The organism is Rhodococcus sp. PAE-6 (genome assembly GCF_025290685.1).
GTDB lineage: Bacteria > Actinomycetota > Actinomycetes > Mycobacteriales > Mycobacteriaceae > Rhodococcus > Rhodococcus pyridinivorans.
In genome coordinates, this window is the sequence record NZ_JAOCLZ010000010.1 from 166,168 (window position 1) to 181,908 (window position 15,741).

At 69.6% G+C, this 15,741-nt stretch carries 14 protein-coding genes and 1 pseudogene; 10 read left to right on the forward strand and 5 right to left on the reverse strand.

Translation table 11 applies throughout. The features are described 5' to 3' along the window. Positions 1-126: 126 nt before the first annotated feature. The 3 genes from NVV99_RS19625 (at position 127) to NVV99_RS19635 (ending at position 3,613) form a co-directional block, all read left to right on the forward strand. Positions 127-1,329, forward strand: coding sequence for an NAD(P)/FAD-dependent oxidoreductase (locus NVV99_RS19625; protein ID WP_024101658.1), 1,203 nt, complete (start codon positions 127-129; stop codon positions 1,327-1,329). A 67-nt stretch (positions 1,330-1,396) separates the two neighbouring features. Then, complete coding sequence (locus NVV99_RS19630) at positions 1,397-2,200, forward strand: glutamate racemase (RefSeq protein ID WP_006552244.1); 804 nt, start codon at positions 1,397-1,399, stop codon at positions 2,198-2,200. A gap of 162 nt (positions 2,201-2,362) precedes the next feature. Beyond that, positions 2,363-3,613 carry an MFS transporter gene (locus NVV99_RS19635; protein WP_024101657.1) on the forward strand — a complete coding sequence of 417 codons (1,251 nt, stop codon included), beginning with the start codon at positions 2,363-2,365 and terminating at the stop codon, positions 3,611-3,613. 52 nt (positions 3,614-3,665) lie between these two features. Here the strand turns inward: NVV99_RS19635 and NVV99_RS19640 are convergent, their stop codons facing one another. Further along, positions 3,666-4,721 (reverse strand): ferredoxin--NADP reductase, encoded by a 1,056-nt coding sequence (locus tag NVV99_RS19640; protein ID WP_024101656.1) that lies wholly within the window; start codon positions 4,719-4,721, stop codon positions 3,666-3,668. A gap of 299 nt (positions 4,722-5,020) precedes the next feature. Here NVV99_RS19640 and mdo point away from each other — a divergent pair, with 299 nt between their 5' ends. From mdo to NVV99_RS19655, 3 genes are all read left to right on the forward strand, one after another. Continuing rightward, the gene (gene mdo, locus NVV99_RS19645; protein WP_024101655.1) at positions 5,021-6,292 is read left to right on the forward strand and encodes an NDMA-dependent methanol dehydrogenase; all 1,272 of its coding nucleotides are present in this window, start codon (positions 5,021-5,023) and stop codon (positions 6,290-6,292) included. 80 nt (positions 6,293-6,372) lie between these two features. Next, positions 6,373-7,476: a MoxR family ATPase gene (locus tag NVV99_RS19650; protein ID WP_006553556.1), complete on the forward strand. Its 1,104-nt coding sequence runs from the start codon at positions 6,373-6,375 to the stop codon at positions 7,474-7,476. 7 nt (positions 7,477-7,483) lie between these two features. Beyond that, positions 7,484-9,025: a VWA domain-containing protein gene (locus tag NVV99_RS19655; protein WP_051424930.1), complete on the forward strand. Its 1,542-nt coding sequence runs from the start codon at positions 7,484-7,486 to the stop codon at positions 9,023-9,025. Positions 9,026-9,085: 60 nt separating this feature from the next. On the opposite strand, the gene NVV99_RS19660 is transcribed toward NVV99_RS19655, so the two are convergent. Both NVV99_RS19660 and NVV99_RS19665 read right to left on the reverse strand, forming a co-directional pair. Continuing rightward, a complete protein-coding gene (locus NVV99_RS19660; RefSeq protein ID WP_230811011.1) occupies positions 9,086-9,367 on the reverse strand; it encodes an SRPBCC domain-containing protein in 282 nt (93 codons plus the stop codon). Positions 9,368-9,397: 30 nt separating this feature from the next. Beyond that, a pseudogene (locus NVV99_RS19665) lies at positions 9,398-9,520 on the reverse strand (transcriptional regulator); the annotation flags it as partial. Between the two features lie 58 nt (positions 9,521-9,578). Here NVV99_RS19665 and ggt point away from each other — a divergent pair. From ggt to NVV99_RS19685, 4 genes are all read left to right on the forward strand, one after another. Then, complete coding sequence (ggt, locus tag NVV99_RS19670) at positions 9,579-11,591, forward strand: gamma-glutamyltransferase (protein WP_024101653.1); 2,013 nt, start codon at positions 9,579-9,581, stop codon at positions 11,589-11,591. 187 nt (positions 11,592-11,778) lie between these two features. Continuing rightward, positions 11,779-12,999 carry an iron-containing alcohol dehydrogenase gene (locus NVV99_RS19675; RefSeq protein WP_197483219.1) on the forward strand — a complete coding sequence of 407 codons (1,221 nt, stop codon included), beginning with the start codon at positions 11,779-11,781 and terminating at the stop codon, positions 12,997-12,999. Continuing rightward, positions 12,996-14,369 carry a GAF domain-containing sensor histidine kinase gene (locus tag NVV99_RS19680; protein ID WP_024101651.1) on the forward strand — a complete coding sequence of 458 codons (1,374 nt, stop codon included), beginning with the start codon at positions 12,996-12,998 and terminating at the stop codon, positions 14,367-14,369. Before NVV99_RS19675 ends, NVV99_RS19680 begins: the two co-directional genes overlap by 4 nt. After that, the gene (locus NVV99_RS19685; protein ID WP_006553550.1) at positions 14,366-15,043 is read left to right on the forward strand and encodes a response regulator transcription factor; all 678 of its coding nucleotides are present in this window, start codon (positions 14,366-14,368) and stop codon (positions 15,041-15,043) included. Before NVV99_RS19680 ends, NVV99_RS19685 begins: the two co-directional genes overlap by 4 nt. Before the next feature lie 21 nt (positions 15,044-15,064). Here NVV99_RS19685 and NVV99_RS19690 read toward each other — a convergent pair whose 3' ends face one another. Together NVV99_RS19690 and NVV99_RS19695 are read right to left on the reverse strand one after the other, a co-directional pair. Then, the gene (locus NVV99_RS19690) at positions 15,065-15,220 is read right to left on the reverse strand and encodes a hypothetical protein (RefSeq protein WP_024101650.1); all 156 of its coding nucleotides are present in this window, start codon (positions 15,218-15,220) and stop codon (positions 15,065-15,067) included. A 6-nt stretch (positions 15,221-15,226) separates the two neighbouring features. Then, a complete protein-coding gene (locus NVV99_RS19695; protein WP_024101649.1) occupies positions 15,227-15,667 on the reverse strand; it encodes a hypothetical protein in 441 nt (146 codons plus the stop codon). Between the last annotated feature and the right edge of the window lie 74 nt (positions 15,668-15,741).

Here is a 15,741-nt window from a genome sequence, read left to right on the forward strand (position 1 = left end):
GGCCGACGTAGGTCTGTCGCCCGTCGTCGCTGTTTGGTAAGAACGTGGGACGCGGAGTGGGATGCATCACTACCGCGCGGAACGCGCATGCGTGTCACAACAGACGAAGCGAAGGATGGGCCGAGGGTGTCGAACGAGCGGGAGACCGAGAGTACGCCGGAGCGCGTCGTGGTCGTGGGCGCCGGCCTGGCGGCGGTGCGTACCGCCGAAGAGCTGCGCCGGGCCGGATACGAGGGCGAACTCGTGCTCGTCGGCGACGAGACGCACCTGCCCTACGACCGCCCGCCCCTGTCGAAGGAGGTCCTGCGCGGCGACCGCGACGACACGACTCTTCGGCCGAGCGAGTTCTTCGGCGAGAACCGCATCGAGTTGATGCTCGGTGCCGCGGCTCGCTCGGTCGACACCGCGTCGCGCATCCTCACGCTCAGCGACGGCACCGAACTCGGCTACGACGAACTCGTCGTCGCCACGGGTCTGCGGCCCCGCCGCATCCCCGGTCTGCCGGATCTGGCGGGGGTCCACGTCCTGCGGTCGCTCGAGGACAGCCGCGCCCTGCGCGAGGCGATCGTTCCGGGTGCCCGCGCGCTCGTCGTCGGTGCCGGGTTCATCGGGTGCGAGGTCGCGGCGAGCCTGCGGGCGCGCGAGGTGGAGGTCGTGCTGGTCGAACCGCAGCCCACCCCGCTCGCATCGGTGCTCGGTGCCGAGGTCGGTGCTCTCGTCACCCGCCTGCACACCGCCGAGGGCGTCGACGTGCGTGCCGGCGTCGGATTGTCGGAGATCCGCGGCGACGGCCGTGTCACCTCCGCCGTCCTCGGCGACAGCAGCGAGATCGACGTCGACCTCGTCGTGCTGGGCATCGGTTCGATCCCGGCCACCGAGTGGCTCGAGGGATCGGGTGTCGAAGTCGAGAACGGTGTCGTGTGCGACGGCACGGGCCGCACCTCCACCCCGCACGTGTGGGCCGTCGGCGATGTCGCGTCCTGGCAGGTACCGGCCGGTGGGCGCAGGCGCATCGAGCACTGGACGAACGCCGGCGAGCAGGCATCCGTCCTGGCGAAGACCATCATGGGCGTCGAGGCCGGGGCCGCCGCACAGGTGCCCTACTTCTGGAGCGACCAGTACGACATCAAGATCCAGGGCCTCGGTGCGGTCACCGCCGACGACACGGTGCACGTCGTGCGCGACGACGGCCGCAAGTTCCTCGCGTACTACGAGCGCGACGGCAGGTTCGTCGGCGCTGTGGGCGGCGGCCTGCCCGCGCTGGTCATGAAGTCGCGCGCGAAGATCGCTGCGGGCGCCCCGATCGACGAGCTGCTCACGGCGGCCTAGGGGAGTGAGCTGCGCGCCGGAACGACCGCCGTCGGGCCGGCCGTGCGCGACCCGCTAGATTCGTAGGGTGATCGTTGCGCTCATCGACTCGGGTCTCGGGCTGTTGCCGACGTCCGCGTGGCTGCGACGGTTGCGTCCCGATCTCGATCTCATGTTGTCGACGGATCCCGACGGCGCCCCGTGGGGCCCGAAGTCTCCGGACTGGGTGATCGACCGGGTCGTCACCACCGCCCGTCGCGCCGTCGCCCGGGGCGCCGAGGTGGTCGTGCTCCCATGCAACACCGCATCGGTGACCGCCCTCGAACACGTCCGGGCCGATCTCGGTCCGGCGGTGCCCGTGGTGGGCACGGTCCCCGCGGTCAAGCCCGCGGCCGCGGCGTGCGATTCGGTGGCGATCTGGGCCACCGCGGCGACCACCGCGAGCAGGTACCAGGCGAATCTGATCGACCAGTTCGCGAACGGGTCCGAGGTCGTCGGCGTGGCGTGTCACGGACTTGCCGACGCCATCGATGCGGGTGATCGGGTGGCCGTCGCCGCAGCGGTCGCCTCCGCGGCCGAGCGCACCCCTCGGGATGTCCAGGGTGTGGTTCTCGGTTGCACCCACTATCCGCTTGTCGCCGACACCATCATCGAACACCTGCCGGCCGGAGTGCGCCTGTTCGACAGCGCCGAGGCCGTCGCACGGCAGACGCTGCGCCGGATCGATGCGCTCGGGCGACCCGCCTCGGGTTCGGGCCGTGTCGAAGTCTTCCGCAGCGGTGTGCCCGGAGAGTTGCCGCTGGCAGCGACGGTCTTCGCTGCCGGTCGCGCCCTGCTCGCGGCGCCCGGCGACATGCGGGACGAGGACGTCGAGGACGCCACCTCCCTCTGAGTGTCCGAGCCGTCGGGTGGATGGCCGGAGGAATACTTCGTCGAGCGAAGTATGTTGGTGAAGGGGTGTTCACCAATTCGCGCGGAGGCGCTCGTTCGTTTCCGCGTGGGACACGCCGTTCGTCTCTCGCGTGGAACGCGCCGATCACCTTCTGGAGGTTCGATGACTGCTCCCGTCCAGCCCCGCGGCCGTATCCGCTCGTTCGGTTTCGCCGTGGTCGGCCTGGGAGCGTTCACCCTCACCGCGTCGTCGTCGGCACCGTCACCGCTGTATCCCGTCTACCAGCAGATGTGGGGGTTCTCCGCGGCGATGCTCACGGTGGTGTTCGCGGTCTACGTGCTCGCACTGCTCGCGGCGCTCGTGACGGTGGGGTCGCTGTCCGACCACGTCGGGCGCAGACCCGTGATCGTCACGGCCTTGCTGTTGCTCGCGGCGAGCATGGTGGTCTTCATCGCCTCCCCGGGGGTGGGGTGGCTGATCGTCGCGCGGATCCTGCAGGGTCTCGCGGTGGGCGCAGCGACGAGCGCGCTGGCGGCGGCCGTGATCGAGATGCAGCCGAACAGGCACATCGGTCCGCTGATCAACACCGCGGCGCCGTCGCTCGGCCTCGCGCTCGGCGCGGCGGGAGCCGGCGTACTCGTACAGTTCGCGCCGCTCCCCACGGTCCTGAGCTATGCGGTCGTCGGCGTTCTCGCCGTCGTGCTGGCGATCGCGCTGATCTTCGTGCCGGAGACCTCGCCGTCGGTGGGTTTCCCGTCGCGACGCGACGCCCTGCGGAGCCTGGTGCCGAGCGCGTCGGTGCCCCGTGAGGTCCGGGGCCGCTATCTGCTCATCCTGCCCAGTCTGATGTCGGCGTGGGCACTCGGCGGGCTGTACATGTCGCTGGGGCCCTCGATCGTCGACTCGGTATTCGGTATCGACAACCGCCTCGCCGCGGGTCTGGCGATCGGCACGCTGTTCACGGCGGGCACGGTCGCGGCGACCACCACGGCCCGCCGCGACCCCCATCGCATCGTGATCCTCGGGGCCGTGTTGCTCGCGACGGGACTGGCCGCGGTGATCACCGCGCTCCTCACGGGATGGGTCGCGGCGTACTACGCGGGTACCGCGGTCGCCGGCTTCGGCTGGGGTTCGACCTTCGTCGCGGCCATGGGCGTGGTCGGCTCGCTCGGCCGACCCCACGAGCGCGGCCGGATATTCGCAACGACCTTCGTCGTCTGCTACTTCGCGTTCTCGGTGCCCGCGATGGCCGCCGGGGCGGCGGCCGGATCGTTCGGCCTGATGTCCACCGCCGTCGGCTACGGCGTGGTCGTCGCCGTGCTGGCGCTCGTGGCCGGGGTCGGCGTGCTCGTGCGAAAGCCGAAGCCCGACTCCGCCGGGATGCGGGAAGTGCCCGTCCCCGCACGTTCGTAGGGGCCGGGCACTTCCGCAGAGAGCGGGATCAGCGGGGCGTGAACCCGCCGGCTCAGAACTCGATCTTGAGGTGGTCGGTCACCGGCCGGGCCTGGCAACCGAGGATGTAGCCCGCCTCGATGTCCTCGGGGTCGAGCACGTCGCAGTTCTCCATCTCGACCTTGCCCTCGAGCACGGTGCACGCGCACGACCCGCATTCGCCCTCCTGACACGAATACGGCACGTCGATGCCCTTCGCGAGCATGATGTCGACGAGGGTCTGCGTACGCGGCCACGAGAGCTTGTGGACCTCGCCGTCGAGTTCGACCTCGACGGTCGCGGCGTCGGCGGCGTCCTCGTCGCTGACCTCGACCGGCGCCTGGTCGGCGAACGGGTCGCCCGACAGCGAGTTGAAGACCTCGGCGTGCACGCGGGCGGGGGGCATGCCCACGGTGTTCAGTGCCTGGTGGACCGTGTCCATGAACGGTCCGGGGCCGCACATGAACGCCTCGTACGACTCGTAGGGCGTTGCGATCGCCGCGAGCTGGTCGGCGGTGGGCAGACCCTGGACGGACTCGAGCCAGTGCACGACGGTCAGGCGCGTCGGGTACTTCTCCGCGAGAGCCCGCAGCTCCTCGGCGAAGATGACGGACTTCTCGTCGCGGTTGGCGTAGACCAGCACCACCGTGCCGCCGCCCTGGGTGAGCGCGGACTTGAGGATCGAGATCACCGGGGTGATGCCGCTGCCGGCGCCGAACAGCAGGAAGTCGTGGTCGAGCGACTTCGGGGTGAAGACGCCCGCGGGAGGGAGCACCTCGAGGGTCTGTCCGGCCGCGATGTTGTCGCACAGCCAGTTGGATCCGTAGCCGTCGGAGGTGCGCTTGACGGTGACCTTGGGGGCGTCGTCGGTGAACGGCGAGCTCGCGAGCGAGTAGCAGCGGGCCACCGAGCCCGTCCGGTCGCTCGGGATGCGCAGGGTGAGGAACTGGCCGGGCCGGTAGGCGAATTTGTCGCGCAGCTCGTCCGGGACGGCGAACACGATCGACCGCGTGTCGGCGGTCTCCTCGACGACGGCGGACACGGTGAGGATCACCGAGCGTGAGCCGTGGGGCACCTCGACAGTCGTCATGGGTGGGTCTCGTCCTCTCCTGCAAAGATGGCCGCGCACGACCGAATCTAGAACGTGTTCTAATTCAGGTTACCAGCGCACATGGGATGAGGAAAACGGTACCGGCACTGCTCGGGCGAGTGCGGCGCCCACCCGGTCAGCGGGAGGTGCCCTACCCGAACGGGCGGTGCCCCCGCGGCGACCGGACGGTTTCGGCCGCTGCGTCTTTCACGCCTCGCAGCTCTGGTCGATGGTGGATCGCGGATGAGGTCCACATCACACTCCCGATCCGGTACACCCCCTCTGCGAGGAGATACACCATGGCAATCGAGCTCAATCAGATCTGGGACTTCCCGATCAAGGAATTCCACCCCTTCCCCCGCGCGCTGATGGGTGTCGGCGCCCACGACATCCTCGGCGTCGAGGCGAAGAACCTCGGCTTCAAGCGCGCCCTGCTGATGACCACCGGCCTGCGCGGATCGGGGATCATCGAGGAGCTCATCGGCAAGATCGAGTACCAGGGCGTCGAGGTCGTCCTCTACGACAAGGTCGAGTCCAACCCCAAGGACTACAACGTCATGGAGGCCGCGGCGCTCTACCAGAAGGAGAAGTGCGACTCGATCATCTCCGTCGGGGGCGGATCGAGCCACGACGCCGCGAAGGGCGCCCGCGTCGTGATCGCCCACGACGGCCGCAACATCAACGAGTTCGAGGGCTTCGCGAAGTCCACCAACAAGGAGAACCCGCCGCACATCGCCGTCTCCACGACCGCCGGCACCGGCTCCGAGACGTCCTGGGCCTACGTCATCACCGACACCTCCGACATGGACCACCCACACAAGTGGGTCGGCTTCGACGAGGCCACGATCGTCACCCTCGCGATCGACGACCCGCTGCTCTACTACAGCTGCCCCCAGCACTTCACCGCCTACTGCGGTTTCGACGTCCTCGCCCACGGCTCCGAGCCGTACGTCTCCCGGCTGGACTTCGCCCCGTCGCTCGGCAACGCCCTGTACTCGATCGAGCTCGTCGCGAAGCACCTGCGTGAAGCGGTCTTCGAGCCGCGCAACCTCAAGGCCCGCGAAGGCATGATGAACGCCCAGTACATCGCCGCGCAGGCCTTCAACTCCGGCGGCCTCGGCATCGTGCACTCCATCTCGCACGCCGTCTCGGCCTTCTTCGACAGCCACCACGGCCTCAACAACGCCATCGCCCTGCCGCGCGTGTGGGAGTACAACCTGCCCTCCCGCTACGAGCATTACGCCCGCATCGCCACCGCGATGGGCGTGGACACCCGCAACATGACCACCGTCCAGGCCGCCGACGCGGCCGTCGAAGCGGCGATCCGTCTCGCGAAGGACGTCGGCATCCCCGACAACTTCGGGCAGGTGCGCACCGACTCGTACGAGAAGAACCAGATGAACACCAAGAAGTATGCGGGTCGCGGAGACGCGATCCGCGGCGACGAGAAGACCGTCCGGGCGATCTCCGAGCACATCCAGGACGACTGGTGCACCCCGGGCAACCCCCGCGAGGTCACCGTCGACTCGATGATCCCGGTCGTCGACCACTGCATCAACCGGTCCTACTGAGAACCCGCGCTCCCGGGGCGTCCCCTGCGCCCCGGGAGCGCCCTGCTCCGCTGCGACCACGCCACAGAAGGAGACCCCGGATGACCCCGTTCGCCTCGGGCGCCGAGTTGAAGGATGCGCTGCGCCGGCACGACTACATCGCCGACGACGAGTTCGCGACCGTCGTGCACCTCGCCACCGCACTCGAGCGGCCCCTACTGCTCGAAGGCCCCGCCGGGGTCGGCAAGACCGAACTGGCCAAGGCGCTCGCCGCGGTCGGCGGCCGGAAACTGGTTCGACTGCAGTGCTACGAAGGGCTCGACGACAGCCGCGCCCTCTACGAGTGGGACTACGCCAAACAGCTGCTGCACGTGCAGATGCTGCGCGACCGCATCGGCGAACTGCTCGCCGGTCGCGCCGACCTCGCGGACGCGTCGAAGTTCCTCGCGCAGCAGGACTTCGGACTGTACTCGGAGACCTTCCTGTCGGTCCGTCCGCTGCTCGAGGCCGTGCTCTCGGAGGAGCCGGTGGTCCTGCTCGTCGACGAGGTGGACCGCACCGAGGAATCCATGGAGGCACTGTTGCTCGAGGTGCTCGCCGAACGGCAGGTGACGATCCCCGAGGTCGGCACGTTCACGGCCCGGTCCACACCGTGGGTGATCCTGACCTCCAACGACACTCGCGAGTTGTCACCCGCGCTCAAGCGTCGCTGCCTGCACTACCACGTCGGATACCCGACACCCGAGCGTGAACGCGAGATCGTCACCGCGCGGGTGCCGGACGTGCGCCCGGGAACGGCTCACCAGATCGTCGACCTGTCCCGGACCCTGCGCGATCTGCCGCTGCGCAAGAGTCCCTCGATCTCGGAGGTCATCGACGCCGCACGTGCGGCGACGGTGATGGGACACGACGCCGACGACCCGGATTCGCTGGGCGGCATGCGCGACGTGCTGCTGGCGACGCTGCTCAAGTACACCGGCGACGTCGACCTCGCGAAGACCCGGCTCGGCGGTGCGGCACCGGCAGCCGCGGTGTCCGAACCGATCGCACCCGAAGCGAGTGCGCCCGAAGCTGTTGTGAACGAATCTGTTTCGTCGCGTGAACGCGTGACGGTCGCATCGCGCCCGGCGAACACCACGACGGCCGTCTTCCGGGGACGCGGTGGTGGCGGTCGCGACGCCGCGGGCAGCGGACTGCGGGGGTGACCCCGCAATGCACGCATCCCGGGTCGCACAGGTGACCGCGCTCGACGAGCGTCGCCCCCGCTACGTGCTCGACGTGGTAGCGGCGGTGTTCGGCCTGCTCCTGCGACGCCACGGTGTCGCGGCGTCACCGGCCGAGAGCATCGAGGTGCGCCGGGTGCTCGACCTGGTCTCCGTCCGCGAGCGGGATTCACTGCGCTCGTGCCTGCGGGCGGTGTGCGCCAAGTACCCGCACGAGCGGGCCGGTTTCGAGCGCGCTTTCGACGAGTTGTTCGGTGCGGTCGACGCCGCCGTCGCCGCGAGCGGCGGCGGTCCCGCCCGGGCGCAGTTCGCCGAATCCCTGCCGGCGGCGCTCGAGATCGGCGACGACCCGAGCATCGCGCGCTACGCCGAGTACAACGACCGCGCAGCCGAGGTCGGCGACCACTTCGACACCCCGGAGGCCCGCAAGGGGTTCAACCCGCACAAGGACGACGACGATGTGTCGATGACGTCGTCCGATGCCGATCTGTCGGTGGACACGGGTGCGGACTCGGGCCGTCGCGGCGTCACCTACACCGTCGACGTCGAGAATGCGGCGACCACGACGGTGGGTGATCTGTCCGGTGAACCGGGTGCCGCGGTCGTCGGATCGCTGTCGTGGGACGACCCGGCGTCGATCCTCGCGTGGCTCGACGCCTACGACCCGCACCGCACCTACGGGGGAGAGGTCCTCGACGAACCCCTCTCCGCATCGCAACTCGCGCGACTCGTGGACGCGGTCGAGGCGTTCGTCGCCTCACTCGCCGCCGCGGTGCCGGGCGCCGAGGGTGTCGAGGCGCCCGAATCGCACGACGCCGCCGGCATCGATCGCGCCGAGATCGAGCTCGCGTGCCACGAGGTGCTGCGCCGCATGCGCGGACCGGTCCGGCCCCATCCGCGTGAGCGGACCCGCGGACGGCTCGACATGCGCAGGACCGCCCGGGCGGGGATGCGGACCGACGGTGTGCCGTTCCGGCTCGTCGTCCGCGCGCCCCGCCCCGACCGGGTGCGGCTGCTCGTCCTCGCCGACGTCTCGCTGTCGGTCCGCCCGATCACCGCGTTCACGCTCCGGCTCGCCCAGGCGATGCACGGGCGGGCGCACCGGTGCCGGGTGGTCGCCTTCGTCGATCGTCCGGTGGACGTGACGACACAGTTGCTCGCCGCCGGCGGTGACGGTGCCCTGGCCGCCGTACTCGCCCATCCTGCCGTCGATCTCGAGGCGAGCAGCGACTACGGAAGGATGTTCGACGAACTGCTCACCGAGCACTCCGGATCGATCGACGGCCGGACGTCGGTGCTGGTCGTGGGGGACGGGCGCTGCAACGGCCTGCCCCCGCGCACCGATCGGCTCGAGGAACTCCGTCGCCGCGTGCACCGCCTCGCGTGGATCACGCCCGAACCCGAGCGGTACTGGACGCAGGCGACCTGCGCGATGCCCGGCTACGCCGAACTGTGCGACGAGGTGGTCGTCGCCCGCGACGGCGCGCAACTGCTCGCGCGCGCCGCCGAACTCGGCCACGCCCTGCGGTGAACGGCGCTCACCGCGTCGCGGACCCGGCAAGCAGTTCCTCGAGTCGTTCGAAACCCTCGGTCAGGCCGGTCTCCATACCCGCTTCCGCCATGCCGTCGCGGGCCTCCTGTCTCGGGTACACGGAATGGCCGACCAGCTTGCAGGGACGTTCCCGAGGTCGACGAAGGTGAGCGTCTCGAGGCTCACCACATCAGGGAACCCGAGATATTCGAAGGTCTGGACGATGAACTCGTTCTCGCGGACGGTGTGGAAGACACTCGCGAAGCGGTAGCTGCCGCTGTCGTCGGAGTGTTCGTAGCGGTACGAACCGCCGGTGCGGAGGTCGTACTCCTCGATCTTCATCTCCAGGCCGCGCGGGCCGAGCCACTGCGCGACGGCGTCGAGACCGCGGAACTGCTGTTCCTTCACCAACCGGTAGCGGTCGATCCAGGAGGTCAGCATCTCCAGCCGTGCGGGCTTCAGGTGGACGGGCCGGCGCTGGGCGTCGCGCGTGCGCAAACGGATCGCGGTCGAATTCCCTACGGGCACTCACGTGCCCGGCTACGGTCAGTGAATGGTCCTGCCCTCGAGAGCCCGGTCCGGTGTCCGCGCGGCCTTCGCCGCGGCCGTCTCGATCACCCTCCTCGGCGCGTGTACGTCCGCGTCGGGCGATACGGAAGCGGGCGATATGGAGTCGGGCGGTACGGCTGACGTGCAGGAGACCGCGGCAGCCGCGACCTGCACCGCCGAACCCAACGGCACCCCGATCGCCGAGACGCAGCCGGCGACGGAGACCGGGGATCGCGACATCTCCACGAACCCCGAGATCGCGACCGGTTACCGCGCCGGCATGACCGCGGTGACCACCTCCTCCTTCGCCGTGTCGACGGCCAATCCCGCATCCACCGAGGCGGCATGCGAGGTCCTGCGCGACGGCGGGACCGCGGCCGACGCACTCGTCGCCGCCCAGATGGTCCTCGGTCTGGTCGAACCCCAGTCGTCGGGTATCGGCGGCGGAGCGTTCCTGGTGTACTACGACGCCGAGTCCGGTGAGGTGAAGGCATACGACGGCCGCGAGACGGCACCGATGTCCGCGACCGAGAACTATCTGCGCTGGATCAGCGACACCGATCGCACCGAACCCCGCCCCGACGCGCGTGCGAGCGGCCGCTCGATCGGCGTGCCCGGCGTCGTGCGGATGCTCGAAACCGTCCACGCGAAGCACGGGAGTGCCGCCTGGGGCGAATTGTTCCGCCCCGCGATCGATCTCGCCGATCAGGGCATCGTGATCAGCGACCGTCTGGCGCAGTCGATCGCCGATTCCGCCGAGCAGCTCGCCGTCGACGACGAGGCCCGCGCCTACTTCCTGCAGGCCGACGGCTCGCCCAAGCCCGAAGGTGAGATCCTCACGAATCCGGCGATGTCCAAGACGCTCTCGGCGATCGCCACCGACGGCGCCGACGCCTTCTACACCGGTGACATCGCGGCCGGCATCGTCGAGTCCACCGGCACCGATTCGGGCGGGCGTACACCCGGAACGATGACCCTCGACGATCTCGCCGTCTACGAGGCGAAGGAACGGCAACCGCTGTGCACCCCCTACCGCGAGTACGAGATCTGCGGGATGCCCAACCCGTCCTCGGGTGGCATGGCGGTCGCGGCGACGCTCGGCATCCTCGAGAACTTCGACCTCGCGTCGCTGCCGCCGGGTGATGTCGATGCCGACGGTGGCGTCCCCGACGCGGATGCGGTGCACCTGATCTCCGAAGCCGAACGACTCGCCTACGCCGATCGCGACAAGTACGTCGCCGACGCCGATTTCGTGCCCCTGCCGGGTGGCTCGCTCGAGACCCTGGTGAACCCGGACTACCTGTCCGAACGCGCAGGGCTGATCGACCCCGGCAAGAGCATGGGCGAGGCGCAGCCCGGCGACTTCGGTCCGGTCCCGCTCGGCCTGCCGCCGCAGAGCCCCGAACACGGCACCAGCCACATCTCGGTCGCGGACAGCTACGGCAACGTCGCATCCATGACGACCACCATCGAGTCGGCCTTCGGCTCGTTCCACATGACCGACGGCGTCCTCCTCAACAATCAGCTCACGGACTTCTCGGCCGAACCGGTCGACGAGGAGGGACTGCCCGTCGCCAACCGCGTCGAACCCGGCAAGCGGCCGCGCAGCTCGATGGCCCCGACGCTCGTCTTCGATCGCACCTCCGACGGCGGTCGCGGCGACATCCGGATGGTGGTCGGGTCGCCGGGCGGCTCGGTGATCATCCAGTTCGTCGTCAAGACACTCGTGAACACTCTCGACTGGGGACTCGACCCGCAGCAGGCCGTCTCGGCCGTGTCGTTCGGCGCTGCGAACACCCCCGTCACAGGGGTCGGCGGCGAGCATCCGGCGATCGACGGTGCCGACGACGGAGCGAACGATCCACTCGTGCAGCAGCTCCGCGACAGGGGCCACGAGGTGTCCGTCGCCCCGCAGTCCAGTGGACTGAGCGCGCTGCTGCGTCAGGGGGAGGGATGGATCGGTGGCGCCGACCCCCGACGCGAGGGCGCCGTGATGGGTGATACCGGCGGGCAGTGACGATCGGCGCCCTATATCCGTCGAGCGCGGATCGACGCCCGTGACCTACCCTGTCGAATAGGTGCCGACCTCACCATCGGTCCGGTGCGTCCCGTGCCCGCTCCGCCCGACAACCCGCGCACCGTAAGATGGATCACACAGGTGCGCGGATCGTGCGGATCGTCAGGAGTGAACAGTGGCCGTCGTCATGCCGGGACACCAGAACACGACCCATCCCCGTGCTTCCGCGCCCCCTCGGGACGACCACCCCGCTTCGGGGCCGGCCCTGGTCAAGTTCCACGCCCCCGAGATCGTCTTCGGGGAGGGCTCGCTCGTCGAAGCGGCCCACGCCGCCGTCCGGCTCGGCGGTGTCCGCCCCATGCTCGTCACCGACCCGGGACTGATCGAAGCCGGCTGGGTCGACGAACTCCTGCAGCACCTGCGTGATCAGGGGGTCGACGCCACCGTGTGGGCCGGTCTCACCCCCAATCCGAAGGACCACGAGGTCGCGACCGGCCACGAGGTGTACCGGTCGCGGGGCTGCGACGTCCTCGTCGCGCTGGGCGGTGGCTCGGTGATCGACGCCGCGAAGGGCGTCGCGATCCTCGCCGCCAACGGCGGCAACATCCTCGACTACGAGGGCGTCGACCGAGCGCCGTTGCCCATCCCGCCGATGGTCATGGTGCCGTCGACGTCCGGGACGGGAGCCGACGTCTCCCAGTTCTGCGTGGTCACCGACACCGCGCGCGGCAGCAAGATCACCATCATCGGCCGGTCGCTCGTCCCCGACCTCACGGTGATCGATCCGCGACTCCTCACCACCATGCCCGACGACCTCAACGCCGCCACCGGACTCGACGCCCTCACCCACGGCATCGAGGCGTTCGTCTCCCGCGCCCACAACCCCCTCACCGACCATCACGCACTGCGGGCGGTCGGCATGGTCACCGGCACGCTCGTGCGCACGATCGACGACCCGACCTACATGCCCGCTCGCGCCACCATGGCCCAGGCCAGTCTCGAGGCCGGACTCGCGTTCACCAACGCGATCCTCGGTGCAGCCCACGCGATGAGCCATCAGGTCGGCGGTCTGCTCGACCTGCCGCACGGGGTCATCAACGGCGTGCTGCTGCCGCACGTCATCCGGTTCAACGGTGCCGACGATCCCGAGCCGTTCGTCCAGGTCGCCGCGACCCTCGGTCTGGAGGAGGCGCGCGGTGCCGCGCCCGAGGCCGTCGATGCCGTCGCGTCGCGCATCGACGCCCTCGCCCGTCAGGTGGGTGTGCCGCGCGGACTGCGCCAACTCGGCGTGCGGGAGGAAGACCTGCCGCGACTCGCCGAGGGAGCACTGCGCGACGCGTGCATGTCGACGAATCCGCGCACCGCGACCCGCGACCAGATGATCGAGTTGTTCCGGACGGCGCTGTGAGTGCTCCCGACCTGTCGGCACTGACCGGACTCCGCTCCGGGAAGTCGACCTTCTATCCGCAGTACCGCGGCGCCGCCGAACGGCTCGAACGCGTCGTCCACGCACTCGAACTGATCTCCCGGGCATTGGTGCGCACGGTCGAGGGGCCCGAGACGCTTATCTGCGCCGTCGCCGAAGCCGCTCGCGCGCACCTGAGCGCGACGTGGGTTGCCTTCGCCCTCGCCGATGGTGTCCTTCCCGATGCCGGGCCGCGCAGACTCGTGCTCGGCCCCGACGCCACTCCCTTCCTCGTCGACAACGTCGAGGGACCGCCCCTGCCCGACGAGGTCGTGGCCCTGCTCGACGCCGTGCGTACCGGTGCCGTCGAACGTCGCGAGCTGGTCGAGAACCACCACGCGTTCGTGCCCATCGTCCTGGACGGGGGAGTCGCCGGTGCCATCGCCGCGTGGACGCCGGACCGCCGCGTCCTCGACACCACCGACCGCGCCGTTCTGTCGATCCTCGCCAGCCAGACCGCGGTCGCGCTGCAGAACTCCGCGCTCTACCAACGCGGACAACTCCTGCTCGAACGCGCCGAGCAGGCCTACCGCGAAGCGAACCGCTCCGCCGCCGATCTGCAGGCACGCAACGAGGAACTCGAAGCGACCCTGAAGAAACTCGCTCTCACGCAGCGGCAGCTGGGCGTCGCCCACCGGAACCAGGCGCTCGACGAGGAACGCCACCGCATCGCGCGCGAGCTCCACGACAGCGTCACGCAGGCCGTGCTCTCGGCGGGCATGCAGATCGAGGTGTGCCGCAGCGACATTCCCGACGCCGAACGCAGCGAACGACTCGACCTCGCCAAGGAACTCACCCGCGGTGCCGTCGAGCAGTTGCGATCCGCGATCTACGCGCTGAACCGGCCGTCCGATTCCGAACGGATGTCGTTGCCGGAGATGCTCGAACAGCTCAGCGTGGCCCACATGCCGGGCGAACTCGAGGTCAAGACGAGAATGGGTGGCACACCGGTCGAGTTGAGCGGCGAGGCCGAGCACGCCCTGCTCCGGATCGCCGGCGAAGCGTTGTTCAACGCGGCGGTGCACGCCAACGCGAGTCGCGTGGTGCTGCGGCTCAGTTATGGACGCGATGCGGTCCTGCTGTCGGTCGCTGACGACGGCGACGGCGACCCGGCGCGTCTGCGGGTGATGCTGCGACTCGCCGCCAACGACCTCGACGGGAGCCATCGCGGTCTCGCGAACATGCAGGCCCGCGCCCGCGAACTCGGTGGCACCCTCGAGGTGCGTCGTTCCCGGTTCGGTGGAGTGCGAATCGCGGCCCGTATCCCGTTGCAGGACAATGCTGTAGCTCAACAGGTGGGAGAACCGTCATGACCGTCACGCCGCCTCGGATGACCCCGCGGGCGCGGCCCGGCACGGTGCGCATCGCACTCGTCGACGACCACGCGATCCTCCGTCAGGGACTCCGCTCGATCCTCGATCGCGAACCGGATCTCGAAGTGGTGGGGGAGGCCTCGACGGACGTGGAGGCGCTCGCGCTCGTCGACCGCATGCGCCCCGACATCGTGCTGCTCGATCTCAAGCTCTCGGCCGGGTCGGACTTCGAGGGACTGGGATTGTGCGGGCGGCTGTCCTCGGCGCACCCGGGCATCGGTCTGCTCGTGCTCACCACCTTCCTCGACGAACAACTCGTCGTGCGGGCGGTGCACGCGGGCGCGCGTGGTTACGTCGTCAAGGACGTCGACACCACCGAACTGGTGCGCGCCATCCGGGCGGTCTCTCGCGGTGAGAGCGCATTCGACTCGCGCAGCGCGGCGGCGGTCGTGCGTTCGCTCAACGGGCAGGGCACATCCGCCGAACAGTTGACCGGCCGCGAACTCGAGGTGCTGAAGCTTCTCGCCGCCGGCATGTCGAACGTGAAGATCGGTGAGCAGCTTTTCATCTCGGCCACCACCGTGAAGTTTCACGTCAGCAACATCATGCGCAAGCTCGGGGTGAGCCGCCGGGCCGAGGCGGTCTACGCCGCCAGCAAGCAGGGGCTGATCTGACCGCCTGGCCCCTTCCGCGGCTCAGCTCTGCGCGGTGAGCTTGCTGCTGTAGGCCGCACCCCAGTCGTCGAGCCACGCGGCGACGGCCAACGGTTTCGCGTTCGGTGTCCGCGACGAGCGTGGCCGCGTCCGCAGATACGGCGACGGGGGACTGGCGGGTACGGACCCGACGTCCACACCGCGTCAGCGTCCGGTCGGAGCAGGCGAATGCAATGGCACGAGTACCGACAGTGCGCCGGTATACAGGATCAGGCGCAGTAGCGGTCCGCCTCGGAGAAGCTGCCGGGTGATCTCCCGGACCCGTCGGCCCTCGTCCTCACCCGGCGGCGCGGCGAGCACGATCGCGGGACCGGAACCGGGCCGGGTCGCGGTGACGAGCAGACACTCCTCGACGGTGGTCAGTACCGGAATGTCGTTCGCGCCCTCGGTCTTTCCGATCGCCACGGCGTCGTAGTCGGAGTCGTCCGCATCGTCGTGGAAGACGAGCAGCCGCACGTCCGGTCGCTCGGGGAGCGGCCGACAGTCCGTCACCACTCCGCACGACATGTCCCGCGATGCGCCGGGGCGGGGAAGGACGACGCGACGAGTCGTCCAGCCGAAGTGGCTCTCGACGATGTGGTCCATCACGCCACCTCCTTCCGTCCACACCGGGTATTCGTCGCCGGACGGGAAACGGATGGGCGGGCAGGCGGATGGCC

Coding starts and splice junctions, on each gene's coding strand:
- NVV99_RS19635 (WP_024101657.1), top strand. CDS start 2,363: ATGACTGCTCCCGTCCAGCCCCGCGGCCGTATCCGCTCGTTCGGTTTC.
- NVV99_RS19640 (WP_024101656.1), bottom strand. CDS start 4,721: ATGACGACTGTCGAGGTGCCCCACGGCTCACGCTCGGTGATCCTCACC.
- mdo (WP_024101655.1), top strand. CDS start 5,021: ATGGCAATCGAGCTCAATCAGATCTGGGACTTCCCGATCAAGGAATTC.
- NVV99_RS19650 (WP_006553556.1), top strand. CDS start 6,373: ATGACCCCGTTCGCCTCGGGCGCCGAGTTGAAGGATGCGCTGCGCCGG.
- NVV99_RS19655 (WP_051424930.1), top strand. CDS start 7,484: ATGCACGCATCCCGGGTCGCACAGGTGACCGCGCTCGACGAGCGTCGC.
- NVV99_RS19660 (WP_230811011.1), bottom strand. CDS start 9,367: ATGAAGATCGAGGAGTACGACCTCCGCACCGGCGGTTCGTACCGCTAC.
- ggt (WP_024101653.1), top strand. CDS start 9,579: ATGGTCCTGCCCTCGAGAGCCCGGTCCGGTGTCCGCGCGGCCTTCGCC.
- NVV99_RS19675 (WP_197483219.1), top strand. CDS start 11,779: ATGCCGGGACACCAGAACACGACCCATCCCCGTGCTTCCGCGCCCCCT.
- NVV99_RS19685 (WP_006553550.1), top strand. CDS start 14,366: ATGACCGTCACGCCGCCTCGGATGACCCCGCGGGCGCGGCCCGGCACG.
- NVV99_RS19695 (WP_024101649.1), bottom strand. CDS start 15,667: ATGGACCACATCGTCGAGAGCCACTTCGGCTGGACGACTCGTCGCGTC.